Below are 22539 nucleotides of genomic sequence, written 5' to 3'. Positions count from 1 at the left end.
AGGTACTCGTCAGGAGCCGCTGTCCTCGCCGGTATCGGAAACATGCGAGTTACCGCCTGTGACCGAGATATCAACGGCATTGGAGAGCATGTTGGCGCCCTGCACCAGTTCCAGATGGAAGCCGGAGTTTGCAAGGATAGCCGACGCATCTGCAGTGCTGGTACCCGAAGCGTCGTCGCCAGCCTTGAGGTCCCATCCCTTGCCGTCCATGCCTTCTGCGCCAAAGGCGTCGCCGGCATTCGCGCTCAGGTGGTTCTGTGCACCACCATTGTCCATCCTGACATCCCAGGCCTGATCCTGATCCGCCAGGTGGTTGGCCTGCACAAGGCTGAAGCCCGTGTCGTTGCCTTCGCCGTTGAGCGAGCTGTTGAGGATATTGTCGACATCAAGTGTGAAGGAGAAGTCGTCACCGAGGTTAAAGGTGAGGTCTCCGCCAGCGATGCCGAGATTGCCGACATCCTTGACGCCGGCGATGTTGCCGAAGTCGTCATCCGACTTGTAGAAACTGTCAGCGGAGTTGAAGCTGTCGGAAGTCGTCGTTGTTGTTGTTGTCGTGTCGTCGTCGGAATAGGAGAAGGTCTTGGTGTCCGTATCCGTGACCGTCTTCACGTTGGTGTCGTTGTCGCTGTACGACTTGCTTTCATAGCTCCAGTCGTAATCGGTCTTGATTTCGGTGCTGGTTTCGGTGCTCGTCTTTACGGTCGTATCGTTGTCGCTGTAAGACTTGCTGTCATAGCTCCAGTCATAGTCGTTGTCGCGATTGTCGCCGTTGCCCACTGCAACGTCGATTTTGGCGTCAACATCCACATTGGTGCTGTTGTCGCTGTTGTCGTTGTTGCGGTTTTCACCGTTTGCGGTGCCGACGTTGCTGTCGTCCACCTTTGCGTCATTGGTCGAGGTGTTGGCGAAACCCTCCGAAAGCGCGCCAATCTTGGTGATGTCGTCGCCCGCAGGCTGTGGATTGTAACCCATGTCGATTTCCTCCGAAAAAGCTCGGAGCAGCTTTCGAAATCCCTCTCATCTAAAACGGGATTTTTTCGCGCTTGCTCCGCGTTGCACAAAGATTGATGTTCTGCAGATGCACTCGGTACGTCTCATCTGCGGCTTGGCATCGGCCCGTAACCGGGCTCTTCTCGTTCAGCCCTTGTGCGCTACTCGGTATTAAGGCGCACAAATCCGTTCCTCGCTCCGTTGGGAGCGCGGTGGCTTCGTCTTTTTGCTTTCGTTATGTCTTGAAAAGGAACCGGCGTTTGCAAACACACGTCAAAGGCCGGGGTTGTCTTTCCATCGGTCACTGTTTGCAGCGACGGTCAGACTGTGCAGCAGAAAAATCGCGCTTCCTAGCTATCAATTCGGGCTAAACATATCGGCACCCTTACCACCAATATATATGTCGGAAGGCGGTCGCATGGAGATTTGCAGCCGGTTCAGACGCAAATAATTGCGCTCAGGCCGGGAAAAGCTGCTTTTTCTAAAAATATAGTCAATGGCGGTGAGAAGGGTCCCTATCCCGAAATGGCACATTCCGGAAGTTCGTTTGCCGGGCAGGTATGTAAAGGGATATCAACCAAAAGTTATATTTTCCCGGATTGCAAAACCGGAGCGAAAGCTTTTCCGATGTGTTTGTTTTTACACTGGTTCCGGGCTCAACGATTCATTACGGGCGTAACCAATTTTGTACGTCAATTGCAAGAAATAACCCATTTGGGCCATTTCTTTGCACAGCTTTTCGTATTAGCCTCCTTAATTAACGGGTAATTAATGATAGTTGACATGGCGTGAAGCGGGAGTTGCCCCATTTGTTTCTAGGGGTATCCCGGCGAATGACAGAGCACACAACCAAAAAGAACGTAATGCGTAGCGCTTTAGGGGAGACGTCGATGTTCATGGGAACTTCAGATTATGCGGCAAAACAAAGTGGAGCCGTTGCGCCTGTAAATGGAACTTTATTGATCATCGCGGATCCGGACCTGTTTTCCGAGTGCCTCGTGGAGGCGCTGGGCAAAAAGTTCCCTACATTCGCTGTGATGAGCGTTATGTCGTCGGCAACGATCGACGATGACTATGGCGCCGATGTCCGGCTGGTCCTGCCGTACCGCATGTCGGGCGAGCGGCTTCATAGCGTTCTTTCGGCGGTCCGCGAAAAGCATCCGGATGCCCCAATTGCACTTGTCGTCGAAACCATCGACAAGTTTGAGGAGCCGCTGAAGCAACTGGTGGGGATGCGTATCATTGATGGCGTGCTGCCGCTTAATCTGCGGCTCGACGTTTTCATGGCGGCGGTTGATCTCCTCATGAAGGGCGGGGAGCATTTTCCCGCTGCCCTTCTCGGCAAGCTCACCCCCTATTCCCAGGCCGTGAACGGCAAAAGCGTTCAAAGCAACGCCGTGATTGCCAACCGCGCCGACGCTCTTGCCGTCAGCAAGAGTGAAATGGCGGCGCTGACGACGCGCGAGGTGCAGATCCTCGACCTGCTTTGCAAGGGAACGCAAAACAAGATCATCGCCGACCGGCTTCACCTGTCCGAGAATACCGTGAAGGTGCACGTTCGCAACATCTATAAGAAGATGAATGTGCGCAACCGAACGGAGGCAGCGTCGCGCTTCTTTCACAAGGACGACGACGCGGCTATCTCCGGCTGGAGAAACTGAACATCTGGCGGGCCTGATGCCGCAATGACGCCAGTTTCAAGCAGAGGTTATGCCTGAGGCTCAGGGCCTCAGGAAACAGCGGGACTTCTGACCAAATCCGCTCGGTGAGCAGATATAGGGAGAAGAACCGGAATAGGAATGCCGCGGCGATATCGTCGGTGTGTCGTAAGTATCGGCAACAAGCGTGACGGCTGCGTTGCCTGTCTTGTCATAGCCGTAGGACGCCTTGGCTGGAGTAACCCGGCTCTTGATCGTCGCCGTATTAGCAGATGCGGTCTTGATCAGAACGGCATCTTCAACGACGGAGCACGAGGCCGTTGCGAAAGTGAACGTCGCAAGTGCGGCGGCAACAAGTGCAAAACGACAGCGGCGGGCCGCTTTGCTGTTATGGGAATAAGGCATTTCATTCATGATGTATGTCCCCTGAAATCGACTAGCTGTCGCATCTCGCCGGGTGGTTTTGCCCCGGTGGACCGAGCCTTACAAAACCAGAATAGTCCCGACTGGTTGAGCGAAGCTTGCGCTAATGCTCAATAAGAAAGGCATAATGGAGGCGTAGTTAAAAAGTATTAAATCGAGTGATTAATACGAGTAATTCGGGGTAATCAATTGTAATATTTCGATAAAATAAAGTTGACCTGTTTTATGACGCGCCTATCATAAAAGTTGAAATATACCGAATCCAAATATTAAAACCTCCAGAAGAAATAAAAACCGGAGGTGACATTCGAAATATCCTGCAATCTGGAGTTTGATCTAGTTCAAGTCGAATCAGCCGGGCTGGTTCCTCATTGGGAGGAGTGTGTAATGCGTAATTTCGTTCCCAACGACCATGACAACGGCGCTACAATCTATTCCGAGTGGCGGCCAGGCCAGCGCGTTCTGGTCAACGGCGGGGCTGGTTTCCTTGGCTCCCATCTTTGCGAACGTCTGTTGGCTTGCGGTCATGAGGTGATCTGTCTCGACGATCTTTCGACTGGACGGACCGTGAATGTTGAGCATTTGCAAGCCAACAAGCGGTTTTTGATGGTCGAGCATGATGTCCGCAAGCCCTATGACATAGACGTCTCGCTGATCTTCAACTTCGCGTCGCCGGCCTCGCCGCCGGACTACCAGCGTGATCCAGTCGGCACCCTGCTTACCAATGTGCTCGGCGCGGTCAACGTTCTCGAAGTCGCTCGCAGATGCGGTGCAACCGTGGTGCAATCCTCGACATCGGAAGTCTATGGCGACCCGCTCGTCAATCCGCAGCCGGAAAGCTATTTCGGCAACGTAAATACAATCGGGCCGCGAGCCTGCTACGATGAGGGCAAGCGCAGCGCCGAAACGCTTTTTTTCGATTATCACCGCTTTTATGGCGTCGATATCAAGGTTGGGCGCATCTTCAACACCTATGGGCCGCGCATGCGCCCCGATGACGGGCGGGTGGTCTCCAACTTCATCGTCCAGGCGCTGAAGGGTTCGGACATCACCATTTATGGCGACGGCAGCCAGACGCGCTCCTTCTGCTACGTCGATGATCTGATCGACGGGTTCCTGCGTTTTTCAGCCAAGCCGAAGGATTGCACCGGACCGATCAATCTCGGCAACCCGAGCGAAATTCCGGTGCGGCAACTGGCCGATATCGTCATCCGCATGACGAATTCCCGCTCGCGCATCGTGCATCTGCCCGCCGCGATCGATGATCCGCAGCAGCGCCGTCCCGATATTTCGCGTGCCAAGGAAATGCTCAGATGGCAACCGCGCGTACCGCTCGAAACCGGTCTGGAGAAAACCATCGTCTATTTCGATGCGCTGCTGGCCGGCAAGAAGGTTGCGGAGGCCGTATGAGATGTCCCGTACAATCCTCGTCACGGGCGGGGCCGGATTCATAGGCAGCCACATCTGCAAGGCGCTGGCGCATTCCGGCTTCAAGCCCATTGCTTACGATAATCTCTCGACGGGTCACGCGGATTCAGTTCGCTGGGGTCCCTTCATTGAAGGCGACATTCTCGATCGTAGTCTCTTGAAGGCCACGCTCAAGGAGTTCTCGCCAGCCTTCGTCATCCATTGCGCCGCAAATGCCTATGTCGGCGAATCCGTCGAGGATCCGCGCAAATATTACCGCAACAATGTCGGCGGCAGTCTGGCGCTTCTAGATGCCTGTCTCGACCAGAATATCGGCGGGCTGGTATTTTCCTCCAGCTGCGCCACCTATGGCGTGCCGCCGCAATTACCGATCCGCGAGGAAACGGCGCAGATGCCGGTCAATCCCTACGGTCGTACGAAGCTGATTTTCGAAATGGCGCTCGATGATTACGCTGCCGCCTATGGCATGCGTTTCGTCGCGCTGCGCTACTTCAATGCGGCGGGTGCCGACCCGGATGGCGAACTTTACGAACGCCACGAGCCGGAAACCCATCTGATCCCCCGGGCACTGATGGCTGCCGCCTCGCGGCTGCCGCAACTTGATGTATTCGGCCAGGATTACGACACCAGCGACGGCACCTGTATCCGCGACTACATCCATGTCAGCGATCTGGCTGATGCCCATGTGGCCGCCGTCAACTATCTTTCCGATGGCGGCGAGACCCTGCGTGTCAATCTCGGCTCCGGCCACGGCACATCGGTCGGGGATATCATCCGCGCGATCCATCGCGTCACGGGACAGGAAGTGCCGGTGCATTTCGGCGCAAGGCGCGCCGGTGATCCGCCCGCCCTGTTCGCCGACATAGAAAGAGCGAGGGCGACCCTCGGCTTTGCGCCGAAGCGCTCCGATATAGACACCATCATCCGCACGGCTGGTCCCGGCTTCGGGCTGGAGGTGCTGTCATGAAAGCTCGCTCTACCCCTTCCTTACCATCATCGCGTCCCGTCGCGGGGCAATTGCGAATGCTGCCCGTCTTCACCGGCTGGAACCGCATGGCCTATCGTCTCGGAATTGGCGGTTGGCTGGTGACGCTTGCCTATTTCTGGATCTGGTGGCTGGACCGGGATCGGGTCATCGACTGGCCGTATTTTACGGTCGTTACGGTAACGCTCGCGTGGATCACGCTTCTGCCGTCCTATTTCATCTTCATCTTCCTGAACGCCAGGGTCGTCGACCGGCGCTCTCCTCTGCCGCAGGGCAGGGTGGCGATGGTTGTAACCAAGGCGCCATCGGAGCCTTTTGCCGTAGTACAAAAGACGCTGCAGGCCATGCTGGAGCAGAAGGGCCTGGAATTCGACGTGTGGCTTGCGGATGAGGACCCGGATGCGCAAACGTTGAAATGGTGCGGCGCGCACGGTGTTTTCGTTTCGACGCGGAAGGGTGTCGTCGATTATCACCGCAAGACATGGCCTCGCCGCACCCGTTGCAAGGAAGGCAATCTCGCTTATTTCTACGATCATTACGGGTATGAGCGTTATGATTTCGTCGCGCAATTCGACGCCGATCACGTTCCGGAACCGGACTATCTGAGTGAAATCATCCGTCCTTTCGCCGATCCGGCGGTTGGATATGTCTCCGCACCAAGCATCTGCGATGCCAATGCAAAGGAAAGCTGGGCTGCGCGTGGCAGGCTTTATGCCGAGGCAAGCCTGCACGGCGCCCTGCAGCTGGGTTACAACAACAGCTGGGCGCCGCTTTGTATCGGCTCGCATTATGCCGTGCGCACCAAAGCCCTGCGTGAGGTGGGCGGTCTGGGACCCGAGCTTGCCGAGGACCATTCCACCACGCTTTTGATGAATGCGGGCGGCTGGCGCGGCGTCCATGCCGTCAACGCAATCGCGCATGGCGACGGGCCGGTGACTTTTACCGATCTCGTGGTGCAGGAATTCCAGTGGTCACGCAGTCTGATGACCATCCTCTTGCAATATTCGCGGCATTACGTGCCGAAGCTTCCCTTGCGGTTGAAATTCCAGTTCCTGTTTTCACAGCTCTGGTATCCCCTGTTTTCCGGCTTCATGGCACTGATGTTCGTGCTTCCCGCTTTTGCACTGTTGAGCGGCCAGGTACTCGTCAATGCCTCCTATCCAGTGTTTCTGGCGCATTTCCTGCCGATTTCGCTCATCATGATCGTGTTCGCCTTTTTCTGGCGGGCCACGGGGGCCTTTCGCCCGCATGATGCGAAACTCTTCGGGTGGGAAGCCATCGTGTTTCTGTTCCTGCGCTGGCCCTGGTCGTTGATGGGTGTGCTTGCGGCGATACGCGATACGATCCGTGGTGATTTTGTCGACTTTCGCATTACACCCAAGGGCACGCAGGCAAAACCGCCGCTGCCGCTGCGTGTAATCGCGCCTTACATGGTTCTGGCGGCACTAAGCCTTCTCGCAATGGTGCTGGCGCCGCGTGAAAACGCTGCGGAAGGTTTCTTCGTCTTCGCCGCGATCAATGTGGCGATCTACGCGGGCCTTTCGGTTTTTCTTCTCGTCCGACACACCATGGAAAACGGCTTGCCACGGCTGCCGGCATTGCGCGGTGGGGCGACGGTTGCCGCCTGTTCGTTACTGCTTGTGGCAGGTAGTGCCGCGGAACTCAGCTCCCATGCGATTGGTGGGCTGGAGGCCCTGTCGCACGGGCAACCCTATGTCAGCTTCACCGAAACGCGGTTCACCGTGGCCGGTGCTGGCGTGGAGGGAGCGAGATCGGTGCGTCTGAAACTGCGCATCGTACTGCCGGGAATGCCCGGAATTCGAAACATGCAGGCGGAGCCCATGGTGCCGCCACCGGTCATGACAACCGGAGAAATCATGCTGGCCGACAATAGGGTCGGACAATAGAAGGAGGAGGCTGTGATGAGAACAACAATAAGCAAATGCGGGTTCTCCGCTTTCGTACTCTGCCTTGCGGTGATCGCGCCAAGTGCCGTCCACGCCGCGGGCGGCACGAAGACGCCGAAACCGCTCCGGACCAGCGAAGTCGTAGATATGTATTACGACAAGACCTGGAAATGGGAGACTGGTGGCGGACGCTTCATCGCCGATGGCCGCAAGTTCATCGCCCTGACTGAAGAGAAAGGCAAGAAGGCCGTCGGTGAAGGCCGCTGGACTGTCGATGCCAAAGGTACGCTGTGCATGCGAGCTACCTGGAAAACCGATGCCGGAAACGGCAAGGCAGACACGTGTTTCGACCACGGTCGCATCGGTCAGGTGCTTTACCAGCGCAAGCAGGGCGGCCCCTGGTACGTCTTCCGGCATAATCCGCCACGGCCCGGAGATGAATTCCTGAAACTTGTCCGCAAGGACGACGTCACCCCGCAAATCGCCGCCTATGGCAAGGCGATGACTGCGACGAGGTAGGAGGAAAGTGTCATGCAAATAACAAGAAGAAGACTGCTCTTTGCAAGCGGGGCTGCTGTTGCTGCTTCAGCCAGCATGTACCCCATATTCAAACTGGATGCCCAGGGGGTCGCGCCCATGGGCTCCACGGGCATGAAGACGCTTGCCGACAAACGTCCGACATTGCACGCGGATGGTATACGCTTCGGCGCCTACGATCCGCACGGCGATTTCACCGGCCAGACCGGGGTGGCGACGGAACATCTGTTCCTGCCCTGGGAGGACGTGGATCTCGACAGCCTCGCGCTCGCAGATGCCTATGCTCTGGAGCGCAAGCGTAATGTGTTGATCACGGTCGAACCCTGGTCATGGGACGTCAACTGGCGGCTCACCTCCGACGAGTTGCGTCGCAAGGTGATGGGAGGCGACTACGACAAGAACATGCAGGCGATCGCCGCACGCATGTCCGCAATGAAGAGCCCGCTGATCCTGCGTTGGGGACAGGAAATGGAAGACACATCCGGCCGCTTCTCGTGGTCGGGCTGGAACCCGCAGGACTATATCACGGCCTACAAACGCATGGTGGACATGACCCGCAAGGCGGTCCCCGGCGTCAAGGTGATGTGGTCGCCGAAAGGTCTCGACGGTCTGCGCGCTTACTATCCTGGTGACAATTACGCGGACCTGGTCGGTCTCTCGGTCTTCGGTCTCGAGGACTATGACAAGATCGAATATGGCGGGCCGCAGAAGTTCACCGATCTACTGCGCAAGGGCTATGGGCTTGTCGAAACCTTCAATAAACCGGTCTGGGTTGCTGAACTGGGTTATGAAGGCGGCGATTCCTACGTCCGTCCATGGATGAACGACGTGACGCTCAAACAGGCGGATTTTCCCAAGCTGGAAGAGGTCGTCTATTTCAACGACAAGGACGTGCACCCATGGCCGCACAATCTCGGCAAGCCCGACTGGCGCGTTGTGCGCCCGGCGCGGCTTAACTGAGGCTGGAGCGGGTAGAGCGGACGCCCGGCCCGCTCGCCCGCCCGGACTCTAATGGCTGGAGGCGAGTACGGCCTCGGCCTCATAGATGGCGCAGACGATGTGGTAGAAAGTGCTGGCCGGTGCCGGTTCGTCCAGCATCGGCTTGTCGGCCGGCCATTTGTCGAACCAAAGTCCTTTGACCGGTGTGTCGAGGAAAGGCTGCAGCGCGCCGATGGCCCTCAGGCCCGAGGCAAGATAACGCTGTCTTTCTTCACCAATGGTCACGCTGGCAAGGCGCAAGGCTGCCTTCAGCCATTCCGTCTGCGGCCAGAGCCGTGCCAGCCCGTCATGTTCCGAAAAATCATCGTACAAGCTCATGATCGCGACCTTGCGGCGTGGGCAGATGCCATGCGCTTCGCCGATCTCGAACATGCGCTTGGCCTTGGCGATTGCCTCGTCATTGTTGCGCAGGCTGCCCCAGCGCACCAGAAGCCAGGCCCATTCGAACTGGTGACCGGGCTCCATGATGCGGCCCTTCTCGCCTTCAAACGGCATCCAGTCATGGCCGAAGAATTCGCGTAGCCCGCCATTGCTGCCATCGATGAAGCGGGTGAGTGCAAGGCCGGCGATCTCATCGGCCAGCGCGGTCCATGGACCTTCGGGGTCCTGCACTTCCCAGGCAAGCATCGCCTCGAAAAGATGCATATGCGGATTGGAGCACAGCGGCGTGCGCGGCGGGTTCGCTTCCTCAAAGCCGGCGACGGGGTGTTTGTAGTCGCGATTGAGGACGGCGAGGATCTCGAGCGCCCGGGCACGCATCTCGTCCTTGCGGTCGGGAAGGGCTGCGGCCGTCTGTGCTGCGGCGAAAAGCGCGAAAGCCTGATTGTAGAGATCGAAGGACGGATCGATCAGCTTGCCGGTCTGGTCGGCGAGGTTGCCGTAAAGGCCGTTATCGAGGCGATAGACCTTTTCGAACCAGCTCAACCCATGCAGCAACGCATCCTTCCACGGACCCTGCCAGCCGTTCTGGCCGGCGGCAGCGAAACAATAGGCCTGACGAGGCTGCACGCGGGCGCGGCGGTCATCAGAAAAAACCGGTTTCGCATCCTGGCCGAGGCGCTCGTAAAAACCGCCGTCCGGACGGGCGGAGCCAACCTCCCACCACAGCGGCAGTGCGTCCTCTTCAAGCCATTTCCGTAAGGTTCCGATCTCTTCGGCCAGCGCCTGAACGATACTCGGAAATTGCACAGTCATGCGTCAACTCTCTGTTTTTACAGTTGAATGAAAAAAGTGATCAATAAAAATACGTCATTATAGACGCAAGTAGACCATGGGACATATTGCGCTGCAACCGTAAAAATATCGACCTCACGCCGAGCGAACCCGCACCAGCGCGATTTGGTTCCGTCGTCTCGTCCGGCAAAGAAGGGATCCGAAACGATTCGGAGGCCACAAAGCATCAGAAATTACAATATAAATTTGATATTGCTTATTCGCCTGCCTCCAGTATTTCGTAACAATGGTCTGGTCATTAGTGATTCGGTCTCCTTTTAACCTGTTAGGGCTTGGGGAAATAAAGGGGCACGGGGCAGTGAAATTTTCTGCCTTTACTTCATTGCTATTCTCTATTGCAGTTCTTTCGGGCTGCAATACTCCCTCGGGCGTCAGGTCGTTCGGGGGCGCAAAGATGTTGTCTGCGTCCGAAGCACTGGTTTTCCCACCGCCCGGCGGTCCGGAAATCGTCACCGTAGTCAATCGCACCTACTCCAATGCCGTGGCACAGCAGGTCGTATTGCGCGCCGAAGCCGCTACGCCCGGACAGAACTACATCAAGGCCGAGTTCTTCGGTCCGCAGCAAGCCGGCGACACTGATCGCGATGCTTTGACTTTCTCCGGCTTTAAGGCATCCTCCGTCGCGCGGGAAATCCGCTCGGAGTTTCCGGGTGAGAACATCGTCATGTCGGCGAATTATCTGCAGAACGGTTACGGCGCCTTTTCTTATGCGGCCGGCAAGGGCCGGGGCAGCGATACCTGCCTTTATGGCTGGCAGGACATCCGCTCACCCGAAAGCATGCGGCAGGATTTCCGCAACCTGGGGCGTATCAAGGTGCGACTGCGCCTCTGCCAGTCGGGGGCAAGCGTCGAGCAGCTTCTGACGGTCATGTATAATTACACGATCACCGGCACCTATGCCTCGCAAAGCTGGAACCCCTATGGCACGCCGCAGGCGGTGGATCAGAACCTTGGGCGGCCGGGCCATCCGGTCTATCCCATGAAGACCAATGAGGTGCCGATGCGGCCCGGCAGTGAAGTGACTGCGAGCATACCATTGCAACCCGTGCGCCGTGCTGCCGTACCCGTCACGCCTGTTCAGCCGACGGCGCAGCCGCTACCGCCGGTGGCGGCAGTCAGTATTCCGTCACCCGCATCCGTTGGCGCGCCCGCCCAGCCCGCAAGGCCTGCTGTAGTCGGCAGGCGCGCGGCCAGCGTGCAGGTGGAGAGCCAGCAGCCGACGCAGGTTCCGCAGGTGGCTATTCCGTCGCCCACATGTCTGTCCGGTTCGGCAGCGCCTCCGGGATGCAGGTGATGGCTGGAGCAACAGCAGAAGAGGGCATTGCAAAAGATCCCGGTAAAAATTCCGGGCGGGGAAGAGAGCGGAAAGTTTCGGGATGAACAAGGCCATCACAATCATTGTCTGGTTTCTTGTGTCGCTTTGCGTTCTGGCCATCGTCACGATGCCGGTCAGCCTGCAGACGCACCTGGTCGCCACGGCGATCTCGCTCGTACTTCTCGCTACAATAAAGAGTTTCAACGGGCAGGGAGCCTGGCGGCTCGTGGCGCTTGGTTTCGGCACGGCCATCGTGCTTCGCTATGTCTATTGGCGCACCACGAGCACGCTGCCGCCCGTCAACCAGCTCGAAAACTTCATTCCCGGCTTTCTGCTTTATCTCGCTGAAATGTACAGCGTCGTGATGCTGGGTCTCAGCCTCGTCATCGTGTCGATGCCGCTGCCTTCCCGCAAGACCCGGCCTGGCTCGCCCGATTACCGGCCGACGGTCGATGTTTTCGTGCCGAGTTACAACGAGGACGCGGAGCTTCTCGCCAATACGCTGGCGGCGGCCAAGAACATGGATTACCCGGCCGACAAGTTCACCGTCTGGCTGTTGGACGACGGCGGCTCGGTGCAGAAGCGCAATGCCAGCAATATCGTCGAGGCGCAGGCGGCACAGCGCCGCCATGAGGAGTTGAAGAAGCTTTGCGAGGACCTCGACGTGCGTTATCTGACGCGCGAGCGCAACGTCCACGCCAAGGCCGGAAATCTCAATAACGGCCTCGCCCATTCCACCGGCGAACTGGTGACGGTGTTTGACGCCGACCATGCGCCGGCGCGCGATTTCCTTCTGGAAACGGTGGGCTATTTCGAGGAAGATCCCCGGCTCTTCCTGGTGCAGACGCCGCACTTCTTCGTCAATCCCGATCCGATCGAGCGCAATCTGCGCACCTTCGAGACGATGCCGAGCGAAAACGAGATGTTTTACGGCATCATCCAGCGCGGTCTCGACAAGTGGAACGGCGCGTTTTTCTGTGGTTCCGCCGCCGTGCTGCGGCGCGAGGCACTGCTGGATACGGAAGGGTTCAGCGGCGTCAGCATCACCGAGGACTGCGAAACGGCGCTCGCGCTGCATTCGCGCGGCTGGAACAGCGTCTATGTCGACAAGCCCCTGATCGCCGGGCTGCAACCGGCCACCTTCGCAAGCTTCATCGGCCAGCGCAGCCGCTGGGCGCAGGGCATGATGCAGATCCTGATCTTTCGCCAGCCTCTGTTCCGCCGTGGTCTCTCCTTCACGCAGCGTCTTTGCTACATGTCGTCGACGCTGTTCTGGCTTTTCCCGTTCCCGCGCACGATCTTCCTGTTTGCGCCGTTGTTCTACCTGTTCTTCGATCTTCAGATTTTCGTGGCTTCCGGCGGCGAGTTTTTGGCTTATACGGCCGCGTATATGCTCGTGAACCTGATGATGCAGAACTATCTCTATGGCAGCTTCCGCTGGCCGTGGATTTCTGAACTCTACGAATATGTGCAGACGGTCCACCTTCTGCCAGCCGTCGTGTCGGTGATCTTCAATCCCGGCAAGCCGACCTTCAAGGTGACGGCGAAGGACGAATCCATCGCCGAGGCGCGGCTTTCGGAAATCAGCCGCCCGTTCTTTGTCATTTTCGCACTTTTGCTGGTTGCGATGGCCTTTGCCATCTGGCGCATCTACGCCGAGCCATACAAGGCGGACGTCACACTCGTCGTCGGCGGCTGGAACCTGCTCAACCTTATCTTCGCGGGCTGTGCGCTTGGCGTCGTCTCCGAGCGCGGCGAAAAATCGGCGTCGCGGCGCATCACCGTCAAGCGGCGCTGCGAGGTCAAGCTTGAGGGTAGTGACGCATGGGTGCCGGCCTCCATTGACAACGTGTCGGTGCATGGCCTGCTGATCAATCTTTTCGACAGCACCACCGCTATCGAAAAGAACACGACAGCGATCATTAGGGTGAAGCCTCATAGCGAGGGCGTGCCGGAAACCATGACCATCAATGTGGTCCGCACGGTCCGGAACGACGGTTTCATTTCCATAGGCTGCACATTCTCGCCGCAGCGCGCCATCGATCATCGCCTGATCGCCGACCTGATCTTCGCCAATTCCGAGCAATGGAGCGAGTTCCAGCGCGTGCGCCGCAAGAACCCCGGCCTCATCAGAGGCACGGCGATCTTTCTGGCGATATCGCTCTTCCAGACGCAGCGCGGCCTGTTCTATCTGGCCAAGGCGCTCCGGCCCGCCTCCAAAACCGTCAAACCTGCCGGAGTTGTAAAATGAACGGCGGTAAAACGATCAGGAGTTCACTGACAGCGCTGATGTTGGGTGTCGTCGCAACCGGTGCGATGGCGCAGTCCTCACCCTTCGACATGTCGCCGGAGAAGCCCGCACAGACAGCCCCGGCACCCGTGCCGTCGCCGACACTTCCCCCAGCTGTACCGCGCCAGCCGCAGCCAGCCCAGCAATCGACCCAGCCTGCAGTGGGCCAGCCTCCTGTGGTAATGCAGCCCGCACCTGCGCCGCAACCGCCGCTGCGGCCGCTGACGCCACCCGTATCCATGCCGCCGCAGGGTCAGGCGAGACCCGCACCCGTTCAGGCATCGTCACCCGCGGCGGATAGCCGTCGCCGGTATATCTTGCCGTACGAAAAGCTCAGCCTTTCCGGCGAAATGGATCGGCGGCAGTGGAGCATTTATCTGACGCCCGAGCAGGTGAATGCCGCCGTTTCGCTGAATATTGGTTATCAGAACGCCATCGTGGTCGCGCCGGAAGACTCGAATTTCCAGGTCAGCCTCAACAATGTTCCGCTGGAGACGGCGCGCATTGAGGCGCCCGACGGTGAGGGCAATGTTTCCTTGAAAATTCCACCCGGTGTCCTGCAGGTGGGCGCGAATGTCGTGACGCTTGGCGTGCAGCAGCGCCACAGAACCGATTGCACAATCCAGTCCACTTATGATCTGTGGACCGATGTTAATCCGGCAAATACCTATATCGGCTTTAACGCCGATGTCGCGGGCAACTTCACCAATATCGACGATATCCAGGCAACCGGTCCGGACGCCAAGGCGGCAACGTCGATCGAGATCGTTGCACCTGCCCTCGGCAATCCGGCATTTGCAGATTCGCTGCTGCGCCTTTCTCAGGCTCTGGCACTCCGAACCCAGATGCCGAACCAGACGATCCGTTTCGTGGCAGCACCCTCCGCCGAACGCAAGGCGGGAACGCTGGTGGTTCTTGTCGGCACCGCACGCGAGATTGCCGGCTTCACCGGCGCGGTGCCGCCCGAGGCGTCGGCGGGTGCTTTTGCCGGCTTCGATACCACTGCACCGGGTGGCCTCTCGCCGCTCTTCGTCAGCGGTCCCACCCCGCAGGCGGTACAGGCGGCGATTGAGACGCTGTTTTCCTCGATCGCGCGCACGCCCGGTGCCCAGAGAACGACCTTTTCCACTCGCAGCTGGCATGCGCCGGATGTACCGCTCGTCATGTCGGACCGTCGCATCGCGCTTTCCGAGCTTGGGCTTGAGAGCAGCGAATTTGGTGGACGGCGTTTCCGCAACGAATTCTACGTCGGCATGCCCGCCGATTTTTATGCGTCGGCCTATGGCGAGGCGGCCATGCTGCTCGATGCCGCCTATTCCTCGCAGGTGCTGCCCGGTAGCCATATAGACATCTACGTCAATGACGAGATCGCCTCGACCGTGCCGATCTCCAACAATGGTGGCGGCATTTTCCGGCATCTGCCCATCAATGTGACGATGCGCCACTTCAAGCCTGGCCCGAACAAGATCACCATCGAGGCCGTGTTGATGACGGCGCAGGATCAGGTCTGCGCGCCGGGAGCGCCGGCCAGTACGACCCCGCGTTTTGCCCTGTTCGACACATCGGAAATCCATATTCCCGATTACGCGCAGATCGGTCGCAAACCGGATCTCGCCGCGATGTCCGGTGCCGGGCAGCCCTACAGGTTTGCCGCAAATCCCGTCGCGCTGTCGCTTGATCGTTTCGATAACGACACCATGTCGGCGGCGGCGACATTGGTCAGCCGGCTGGCAAGCGCTGCGGGATATCCGATCAATGTCGAGACCGTGGCCTCTCCGCTGGTGATCGGCGACCGTGACGCCCTGTTCGTCGGGACGATTTCGCAGTTCCCGCAATCGCTGATCAGCCAGTTCAATCTTGTCCCTTCCAGCCAGATATCCTGGAAAATGGGAACGGGCGTTCAGCCGCCTGCGCAGAACAGCGAAACCCTCTTTAATGACTGGCGAGAGCGGGTGGACGGCGGCATCTGGCAAGGCCAGGTTTCCTCCTTTGAGGAGTGGATGAAGCGGAATTTCGATCTGAGTTCCGATACGCTGCGTTTCCTGCCGGCGGCCGAGCAGCCCTATGCGCCGCCCGGCAATGTCTCCTTCATGCTGGTGCAGGGTCTAAGCCCTTCCGGCGAAGGGGTCTGGACGCTGGCTACCGCCCCGACGTCGGCGGAGCTTCGTGACGGCATGTCTTCGATGGTGCGTGAAAACCATTGGCGCGACGTCACCGGGCGGGTCGCAGCTTACGATGCCGGTGCAGAAAAGATCGAAACGGTCGAGGTGGGGCAGCCGTATTTCTATGTCACGCGGGCGTTTTCCCTCTCGAACTGGAGGTTGATCGCTGCTAATTGGCTGTCTTCCAATGTTCTTTCCTATTCGCTGGCATTCATCGGGTTCGTGTCGCTCCTGGGCTTTGCCACCTTCGCGATGCTGCGTATGATGGGGCGACACCGATGAGGCGTGGGATTTTTAGACTTGCCGGCATTTTCTGCGTGTCGCTGATGGCGTTGATCTCAGGCATCTCGATTGCCCGCGCCGCATCTGTCTCGCCTGAGGCCTGGTCGGCCTATAAAAGTGCGTTTCTCGATCCCGGCGGGCGCATCATCGATACCGGTAACGGCAATATCAGCCACAGCGAAGGCCAGGGTTACGGCATGTGGCTTGCCGTTCTTTCAGAGAACATTGCCGACTTCGAGCTGATATGGAGTTTTACCCGCACGGAACTCCTGGTGCGCGACGACGGTCTCTCCGCGTGGAAATGGGACCCGCGCACCAGACCGCATGTGACTGACATCAACAATGCCACGGATGGCGATATTCTGATTGCCTACGCGCTGGCGCTGGCTGCCGCGCAGTGGAACCGGCAGGACTATGCAGAGGCATCGGCGGCCATCGCATCGGCGGTCCTCAAGAAGACTGTCGTTCAGCGCGGCGGGCGAACGCTGCTTTTGCCCGCCGCCAGCGGCTTTGGCGAGGTTGACCGGGGCGACGGCCCGGTGGTCAATCCTTCCTATCTGATTTTCGAAGCATTTCCGGTCCTCAATCTCGTCGCACCATCGCCACTCTGGAAGGCGCTTGCCGACGACGGCGTGGCGCAGATCGCCACATTTGCTTTCAGCGACAGGAAACTGCCCGCCGACTGGGTGTCGATGAAGACGAAACCGCAACCGGCATCGGCGTTTCCGCCCGAGTTCGGTTACAATGCGGTGCGGATTCCGCTTTATCTTGCAAGGGCGAAAATGGGCTCGCCGGAGCTGCTTGACCGCCTGAAAAACGGCATGACGCTGGAAAGCGGTGCTGCGGGAACCTTCGATCTCAAGAGCGGCGCGGTCAAGGACGTTCTGTCGGATCCCGGTTATCGCATCATTCCGGCGCTCGCAGCCTGCGCCGGCGGCGGCCCGGCTGTGCCTGCCGAACTGAAAGGCTTTCAGCCAACGCTTTATTATCCTTCTACATTGCATCTTCTGGCATTGTCGTTTCTGGCAAGGAATAACGGGGAGTGCCGATGAACAAACCGCTGTCTACCTCGGCTCTCATCCTGCTTCTGATTGCTCTCGCCGCCTTCCACTGGCGCGACACCATTCTCGGACGTGTATCGGACATTCATACTTCGGCGGTTGGCGGCAACCGTGCGGCGCAGCGCGTTTCTCCAGCGGCAGCCAATCCGGCCCAGATCAACGCGTTCCTTAAAAATCGCGAGATGGCGCAGCTAACCCAACCCGTGACGCCAGCGGTAACGGTGCCGGCGACTGATCCGCAACCGCCGGTTACGCAGACACAGACGGGTGGACAGATATCGCAGCCCCAAATGGCGCAGGCGCCCGCACCCCGCCAGACCCAGCCGGCGTCATCAGACATGCTCGAGGTCGATCTCAGCGCGCTGCGCTATTTCGCGGCCAAGGGCGATACCCAGCGCCTTCAGGCCGAAATCGCGAGGCTGCGCACGCTCTATCCGAACTGGACACCGCCTGCCGATCCGCTCGCCATTCCCGTTAACGGCGATCCCCGGCTCGATGCCATGTGGCAGCTTTATAGCGACGGCCGTTACGCCGAGGTCAGAAAGGCGATCGCCGACCGCCAGCAGGCGGAACCCGGCTGGCAGCCTCCCGACAATCTGACCGGCATGCTTTCCCTCGCCGAGGCCCGCCAGCGGCTCGTCAACGCTTCCGATCTCAAGCAATATGCGACAGTGGTGGACGCGGCCGCCAGCAATCCCGGCCTGCTGACCTGTAGCGAGGTGGATGTCCTGTGGCGGGTTGCCGATGCGTTTGCCAATACCGACCGCATGGGACGGGCGCGCGACGCCTATCTCTACATTCTCAACAATTGCACGACGCCAAGCGACAGGCTCGCCACGGTGCAGAAGGCGTCCGCGCTTTTGCCGGCGGAGATGATCGGCGATTTGCTTGCCAAGGAAAAGCCCAACGCAGACGGTCAGCTGGAATTCGAACCGGTCAAGAACGATCTCGCCCGCCAATTCGTGGCGAAGGCAGGGGAGAAGGAGGGAATTTCCGTTCCTTCCGCCTATCTGATGCGGCTTGAAAGGCTTGCCGAGACCGACAAGCTTGCAAGCGATGCCCTGTTGCTCGGCTGGTATAATATCCGCCAGAAGAACATGGCGGAGGCGGAAAAGTGGTTTCGCAAGGCGCGGGAAGAGGAAGACAGCGCGTCTGCTTCGCAGGGGTTGGCGCTGGCGCTGATCGACCGCAACGAGCCACGTGAAGCTGAGGAGGTCATGTATAAGTGGCGCACCGCTTCGGACGACGGGCTTGCGACCTATCTTGCCGCGACAGCCAATCTTCTGGCGCTTGAGCCGCCTGTGGTCCTTCCGCCGGATGTGTTGCAGCGCATCGCCGCTGAAACAATAACTCGCAAGGATGCGGCGACCGCGCAGCAGTTCGGCTGGTATTCGCTTGCTTTCCGGCAGACGCCGCTCGCCTTGCAATGGTTCAGCACTGCGCTTGGCTGGAAAGCCGATGACGAACCATCGGCCTATGGCATGGCAGTCAGCTATCACGATCTGCGCAATCTCGCCGGTCTGCGCAGCATACAGCAGCAATGGGCAAGCCGCTCGCAACGCATCGCTGATGTGGGAACGGCACGTATGGTGGACCAGTCCGCGCAGCAGATAGCGCCCGTCACCGCACCGCCTGTCGCCACAGCTTCCCAGACAACGGCACCCGCGCCCTATGCGCCGCAGTCTGAGACAGTGGTGGCTTATAGCCAGCCCCAGCCGTCTGTCCAGCAGCCGGCTCCGGAACCTTCGCGCAAGCAGGCGCGTCTGCCAGCGCAGACGCAGAGGACCGTAAGTGCCTCGTCACGTCCACGCTCCTGCGCGGTCTATCCCGATCCCCAGCGCCTGCCCGCACAGCAGGCGCTTGATCTCGGCTGGTGCCTGATGGAGACCAACCGGCCGGCGGAAGCCCTGAAGGCTTTCGAATCCGCAATTGCCGGTGGCCAGTCGACTGTTAAAAGCGATGCGGCCTATGGCCAGAGCCTTGCCTATCTGCGCATGGGGCTGACGGACCATGCCGCTGTCTCGGCGACGAAATCGCGCATGGACCGCCCGCGCGCGACTGAGTTGCAGGTTTCAATCCTGGCCGACAGAGCGGTTTCCGCCTTCCAGTCCAAACGTTATGCGGAAACGCTTCTCCTGCTTGATCAGCGTGCGCGGCTTGCCGATGAGCGCACCGATCTCATGGTATTGCGCGGTTATTCCTATCTTGCCATGAACCGCTACGCCGATGCTGCGCAGATTTTCGAAAGTCTGACGTCCATTGGCGATAAGGAGGGCATCAGGGGACTGGCAGCTGTCCGTGCCGCCCGGCCGAGCAGAGGGCCCCAGGGCGGCTGATGGCGTGGGGCGGCAATGGGCTGCCGCTGCTTACCCCGCGTCTGTGAGGTTGCGGATGATGCGCATGAAGATGCGTGCGCCGATATCGATCAGCCCATCCGGAAAGTCGTAGTCGGGATTGTGCAGGTTGGGATAGTCCTTGCCTGCACCCAAAAAGAACATGGCCGATGACGAGACGGCGCGGAACCTTCCGAAATCCTCGGAGGCTCGCATCGGCAAACCTTCCGAACCGTGGGAAATTTTCTCTGCAGTCAGCGCCCGCAGGATATGGTCGACGGCTTCCGGCGCATTTTCGCAATGCAGGAAAATATCGTCATAGGCGATATCGAGTGTCAGTTTCTGTTCTTCGGCCACCTTTTTTGCCAGCGCTTCCGCATCTGCGCAGAGTTTTTCCATTCGGTCGTCTGTCAGCGTCCGGAGCGTCGCCCAGATTTCCGCATCTGCCGGAGAAATGCCGAAGGCCGCTTCACCCATCACGGCATGGGTGATTGTCACCATCGAAAAATCGGGTTGCGGTGGAAAGCCGGAACCGAGATCGGTCAAAGCCGGCATCAACTCAGATATCGCCCGCATCGGCGAGACGCCATGCTCCGGTGAGGAGGCGTGCGCGGTCTTGCCGGAGAAGCGGATTTTGATGCCGCGTGATGCGCAGTTGACCGGCCCTTCCACCACGCTGACATGGCCGAATGGCAGGCCTGGAAGATTGTGAAGAGAAAAGGAATAATCCGGCTTCATCTCGCCAAAGCGCGGATCGGCGATGACGGCGGCCGCGCCCGCACCTGTCTCTTCTGCCGGTTGGTAGAGCAGTACGACGCTGCCGGTTTCCGGGCGCTTTCTGGAAAGTCCAAGTGCAAGCGCCGTCAGAATGGTGGAATGACCGTCATGGCCGCAAAGATGGCCCTTACCATCTGTGCCGGAGCGGTATTCGGCGTCGGTTTTTTCCTGAATGGGCAGAGCGTCGAGTTCCGAGCGGATGAGGACTACCGGACCGCTTTTGCCGCTGTCATAGACCGCTGCCACGCCATGACCACCCAGATCGGTGAACATCCGATCCGGTTTTGCCTGCTCGAGGAAATCGCGAATACGCCGCGCTGTTTCCTTCTCCTCGCCGGAAATTTCCGGATGGCGGTGCAGATCATGGCGCAGCTCGATGAGGTCAAGCATATCCTTGTTGGTCAGAAACATAAAAAACCCTTGCAAGTCGTCCGGCCGATTTTTTCTGCCGCAACTTACAGGTCATTACGTTCAATGCAAAACCTTTGGCGGACGCCAGCGCTTGCCCGTCGATTTTGGCCTGGCGCTCAGCGTGATGACATCGGCAGGCAGCGGAATCCTGGCCTTTCCCAGTTCCAGCCGGGCAAGGGCTGCGCGCGCCTTTTCGGCATATTCCAGATGCGTAGCGTCGTCAGAATGGTAATGCTGCAATCTGTCGAGGATTTCGGCGCCTTCCATCGTTCTTTCGGCCGCAATCAGCGCCACGGCGCATTTGTAGAGCGCCTCGCGGTGGAAGGGGGCGCGATTGGTCACCTGACGGAATGCTTCGGACGCCTCGTGATATTGCCGTTGCGCCAACCGCGCTTCGCCTATGCGCATCCAAAGCAGAACCGGGTCCTGACCGCTGCCGAGGAGACCGAGGAAAGCGATTTCCGCTTCGCGGAATTCACCGCGGTCGAAGGTCAGATTGGCCAGCCCGAATTGTGCGCCAAGGTGATCGGGCGCGGCTGCCAGCACCTGGGAAAAGGCGATGTTGGCGGCCGCCTTCTTGCCCGTCTTATAAAGTTTGAGACCCTCTTCGTAGACGAAGCGTATGCTGCGCGGGTGGAGCTTGCCGCCGAGATTGTCGCCCGAGCGGGTGCGGAACAGCGTGCAGCTGAGCTTGTGCTCCTCCGGGCCGAAGAAATATTTGTACGGCTCGTTGCCTCGCAGGAAATCATAAGTCTTGAAACCCTGTTCGATCGCCCTGCGGATGCAGTGTCCGTGCAGCACGAGGCCGGGTGAGGGGGTCTTCCAGTTCTCGTCACGACCGGTAATGTAGAACAATACCGATTTTTTCTGCCGGTCGATGATATTGGCAAGCGCGCCGAGCGGCTGGTCGCCGAACCACAGGACCGGCACTTCCAGATCGCCGCGTATATACACATCCATCAGCATTTGCCGTGTTGCGCCGATCAACAGTTCGGTGCGCTCCTTGCCCTTGTGCGGCGCCCAGCGGATGCGCCAGAAATCGAACAGGATGCCCATGTCCCGCTTGATTGTTTCTCTCGTTGCGAAGGTGATGCGGTATTCGTCACCGCTTTCCACCTTCCTCATGAAGCGCCGGAGCTTTTGCCGGGACTGGCTGCTCATATGGCTGTCGAGATAGGAGTCGAACGTGTCCGGCAGGGCCACGACCGGGCAGATGCAATTGTTGATGTTATAGGGGTTAGTCGGCATGTTGTCGCGGAACATGACGAGCGGCCCCTGAAGCGCGCGGATCATCGCGTCGCGCCGCTCCGGTGGGCCGGAAAGATAGTCGAGCTTGAGTTCGGTCCAGTTCTGCTGCCGAATATAGGAACAGAAACCGGCAACCGCGTTATTTTCATATTCCGGCAGAGTGATGAAGCCGGTGTAATCCGCCGCGGCATTGCCAGCCATGACTATGCTGTCGTGGAAGCGGCCGGTTTTCTTGTCCGGTTCGGTGACGATGCGCAGCGGAAAAAATGCCACATAGGGCGAGCCTTCGGGGCGTTCCCTGAGCGCCAGGATGAACCAGCGCTTGCGGCGCGGCATGTAATCCCGCAGCCAGCCCCAGGACAGGAAGTGTCGGGAATGGGGATCGGCCATGAACACCGTTTCCCAGTTTTGCCGGATCGCCTCGAAGCCGGCGTCGGTGTCGATGATGTCGATACGCATTCGTCCCCCTCCCAATACGGATCACAGATTCGGGAGATTGC

Annotated in this window: 16 protein-coding genes; 11 read left to right on the top strand and 5 right to left on the bottom strand. The window is 59.0% G+C overall.

The window, feature by feature from the left end:
- Window positions 1-9: 9 nt before the first annotated feature.
- A complete protein-coding gene (locus F617_RS0105495; protein ID WP_019564674.1) occupies window positions 10-972 on the bottom strand; it encodes a hypothetical protein in 963 nt (320 codons plus the stop codon).
- Window positions 973-1880: 908 nt separating this feature from the next.
- Here F617_RS0105495 and F617_RS0105490 point away from each other — a divergent pair.
- A complete protein-coding gene (locus F617_RS0105490) occupies window positions 1881-2651 on the top strand; it encodes a helix-turn-helix transcriptional regulator (RefSeq protein ID WP_019564673.1) in 771 nt (256 codons plus the stop codon).
- 60 nt (window positions 2652-2711) lie between these two features.
- Here F617_RS0105490 and F617_RS0105485 read toward each other — a convergent pair whose 3' ends face one another.
- Entirely contained in the window at window positions 2712-3062 is a 351-nt protein-coding gene (locus F617_RS0105485) for a hypothetical protein (protein ID WP_003510891.1), read from the bottom strand.
- A 396-nt stretch (window positions 3063-3458) separates the two neighbouring features.
- Between F617_RS0105485 and F617_RS0105480 the strand changes: the two genes are divergently transcribed.
- The 5 genes from F617_RS0105480 to F617_RS0105460 are packed head-to-tail and all read left to right on the top strand — an operon-like array spanning window position 3459 to window position 8888.
- A complete protein-coding gene (locus F617_RS0105480) occupies window positions 3459-4481 on the top strand; it encodes a UDP-glucuronic acid decarboxylase family protein (protein ID WP_019564672.1) in 1023 nt (340 codons plus the stop codon).
- Window position 4482: 1 nt separating this feature from the next.
- Window positions 4483-5466, top strand: a complete 984-nt coding sequence (gene galE, locus F617_RS0105475) for a UDP-glucose 4-epimerase GalE (RefSeq protein WP_019564671.1) — start codon at window positions 4483-4485, stop codon at window positions 5464-5466.
- Window positions 5463-7391 carry a glycosyltransferase family 2 protein gene (locus F617_RS0105470; RefSeq protein ID WP_026330682.1) on the top strand — a complete coding sequence of 643 codons (1929 nt, stop codon included), beginning with the start codon at window positions 5463-5465 and terminating at the stop codon, window positions 7389-7391. The genes galE and F617_RS0105470 overlap by 4 nt, the downstream gene beginning before the upstream one ends.
- A gap of 15 nt (window positions 7392-7406) precedes the next feature.
- Window positions 7407-7910 (top strand): DUF995 domain-containing protein, encoded by a 504-nt coding sequence (locus F617_RS0105465; protein WP_003510879.1) that lies wholly within the window; start codon window positions 7407-7409, stop codon window positions 7908-7910.
- 12 nt (window positions 7911-7922) lie between these two features.
- Window positions 7923-8888 carry a glycoside hydrolase family 26 protein gene (locus F617_RS0105460; RefSeq protein ID WP_003510877.1) on the top strand — a complete coding sequence of 322 codons (966 nt, stop codon included), beginning with the start codon at window positions 7923-7925 and terminating at the stop codon, window positions 8886-8888.
- A gap of 48 nt (window positions 8889-8936) precedes the next feature.
- Here F617_RS0105460 and F617_RS0105455 read toward each other — a convergent pair whose 3' ends face one another.
- Entirely contained in the window at window positions 8937-10121 is a 1185-nt protein-coding gene (locus tag F617_RS0105455) for an AGE family epimerase/isomerase (RefSeq protein ID WP_019564668.1), read from the bottom strand.
- 433 nt (window positions 10122-10554) lie between these two features.
- On the opposite strand from F617_RS0105455, the gene bcsN reads away from it, so the two are divergent.
- The 5 genes from bcsN to F617_RS0105430 all read left to right on the top strand — a co-directional run bounded on the left by bcsN (window position 10555) and on the right by F617_RS0105430 (window position 19606).
- Window positions 10555-11454 carry a cellulose biosynthesis protein BcsN gene (gene bcsN / locus F617_RS0105450; RefSeq protein ID WP_019564667.1) on the top strand — a complete coding sequence of 300 codons (900 nt, stop codon included), beginning with the start codon at window positions 10555-10557 and terminating at the stop codon, window positions 11452-11454.
- 82 nt (window positions 11455-11536) lie between these two features.
- Window positions 11537-13726, top strand: a complete 2190-nt coding sequence (gene bcsA, locus F617_RS0105445; protein ID WP_003510865.1) for a UDP-forming cellulose synthase catalytic subunit — start codon at window positions 11537-11539, stop codon at window positions 13724-13726.
- The gene (locus F617_RS0105440; RefSeq protein WP_019564666.1) at window positions 13723-16209 is read left to right on the top strand and encodes a cellulose biosynthesis cyclic di-GMP-binding regulatory protein BcsB; all 2487 of its coding nucleotides are present in this window, start codon (window positions 13723-13725) and stop codon (window positions 16207-16209) included. Before bcsA ends, F617_RS0105440 begins: the two co-directional genes overlap by 4 nt.
- Window positions 16206-17261: a glycosyl hydrolase family 8 gene (locus F617_RS0105435; RefSeq protein ID WP_019564665.1), complete on the top strand. Its 1056-nt coding sequence runs from the start codon at window positions 16206-16208 to the stop codon at window positions 17259-17261. Before F617_RS0105440 ends, F617_RS0105435 begins: the two co-directional genes overlap by 4 nt.
- Window positions 17258-19606 carry a cellulose synthesis protein gene (locus F617_RS0105430; protein ID WP_019564664.1) on the top strand — a complete coding sequence of 783 codons (2349 nt, stop codon included), beginning with the start codon at window positions 17258-17260 and terminating at the stop codon, window positions 19604-19606. Before F617_RS0105435 ends, F617_RS0105430 begins: the two co-directional genes overlap by 4 nt.
- 30 nt (window positions 19607-19636) lie before the next feature.
- Here the strand turns inward: F617_RS0105430 and F617_RS0105425 are convergent, their stop codons facing one another.
- A complete protein-coding gene (locus tag F617_RS0105425; protein WP_019564663.1) occupies window positions 19637-20791 on the bottom strand; it encodes an amidohydrolase in 1155 nt (384 codons plus the stop codon).
- Between the two features lie 60 nt (window positions 20792-20851).
- Window positions 20852-22498: a GNAT family N-acetyltransferase gene (locus tag F617_RS0105420; protein ID WP_019564662.1), complete on the bottom strand. Its 1647-nt coding sequence runs from the start codon at window positions 22496-22498 to the stop codon at window positions 20852-20854.
- Window positions 22499-22539 lie beyond the last annotated feature (41 nt).

Source organism: Agrobacterium sp. 10MFCol1.1 (assembly GCF_000381165.1).
GTDB lineage: Bacteria > Pseudomonadota > Alphaproteobacteria > Rhizobiales > Rhizobiaceae > Agrobacterium > Agrobacterium tumefaciens.
Note: the sequence above shows the minus strand (reverse complement) of the source record. Positions and strands in the feature narration are given on the sequence as shown.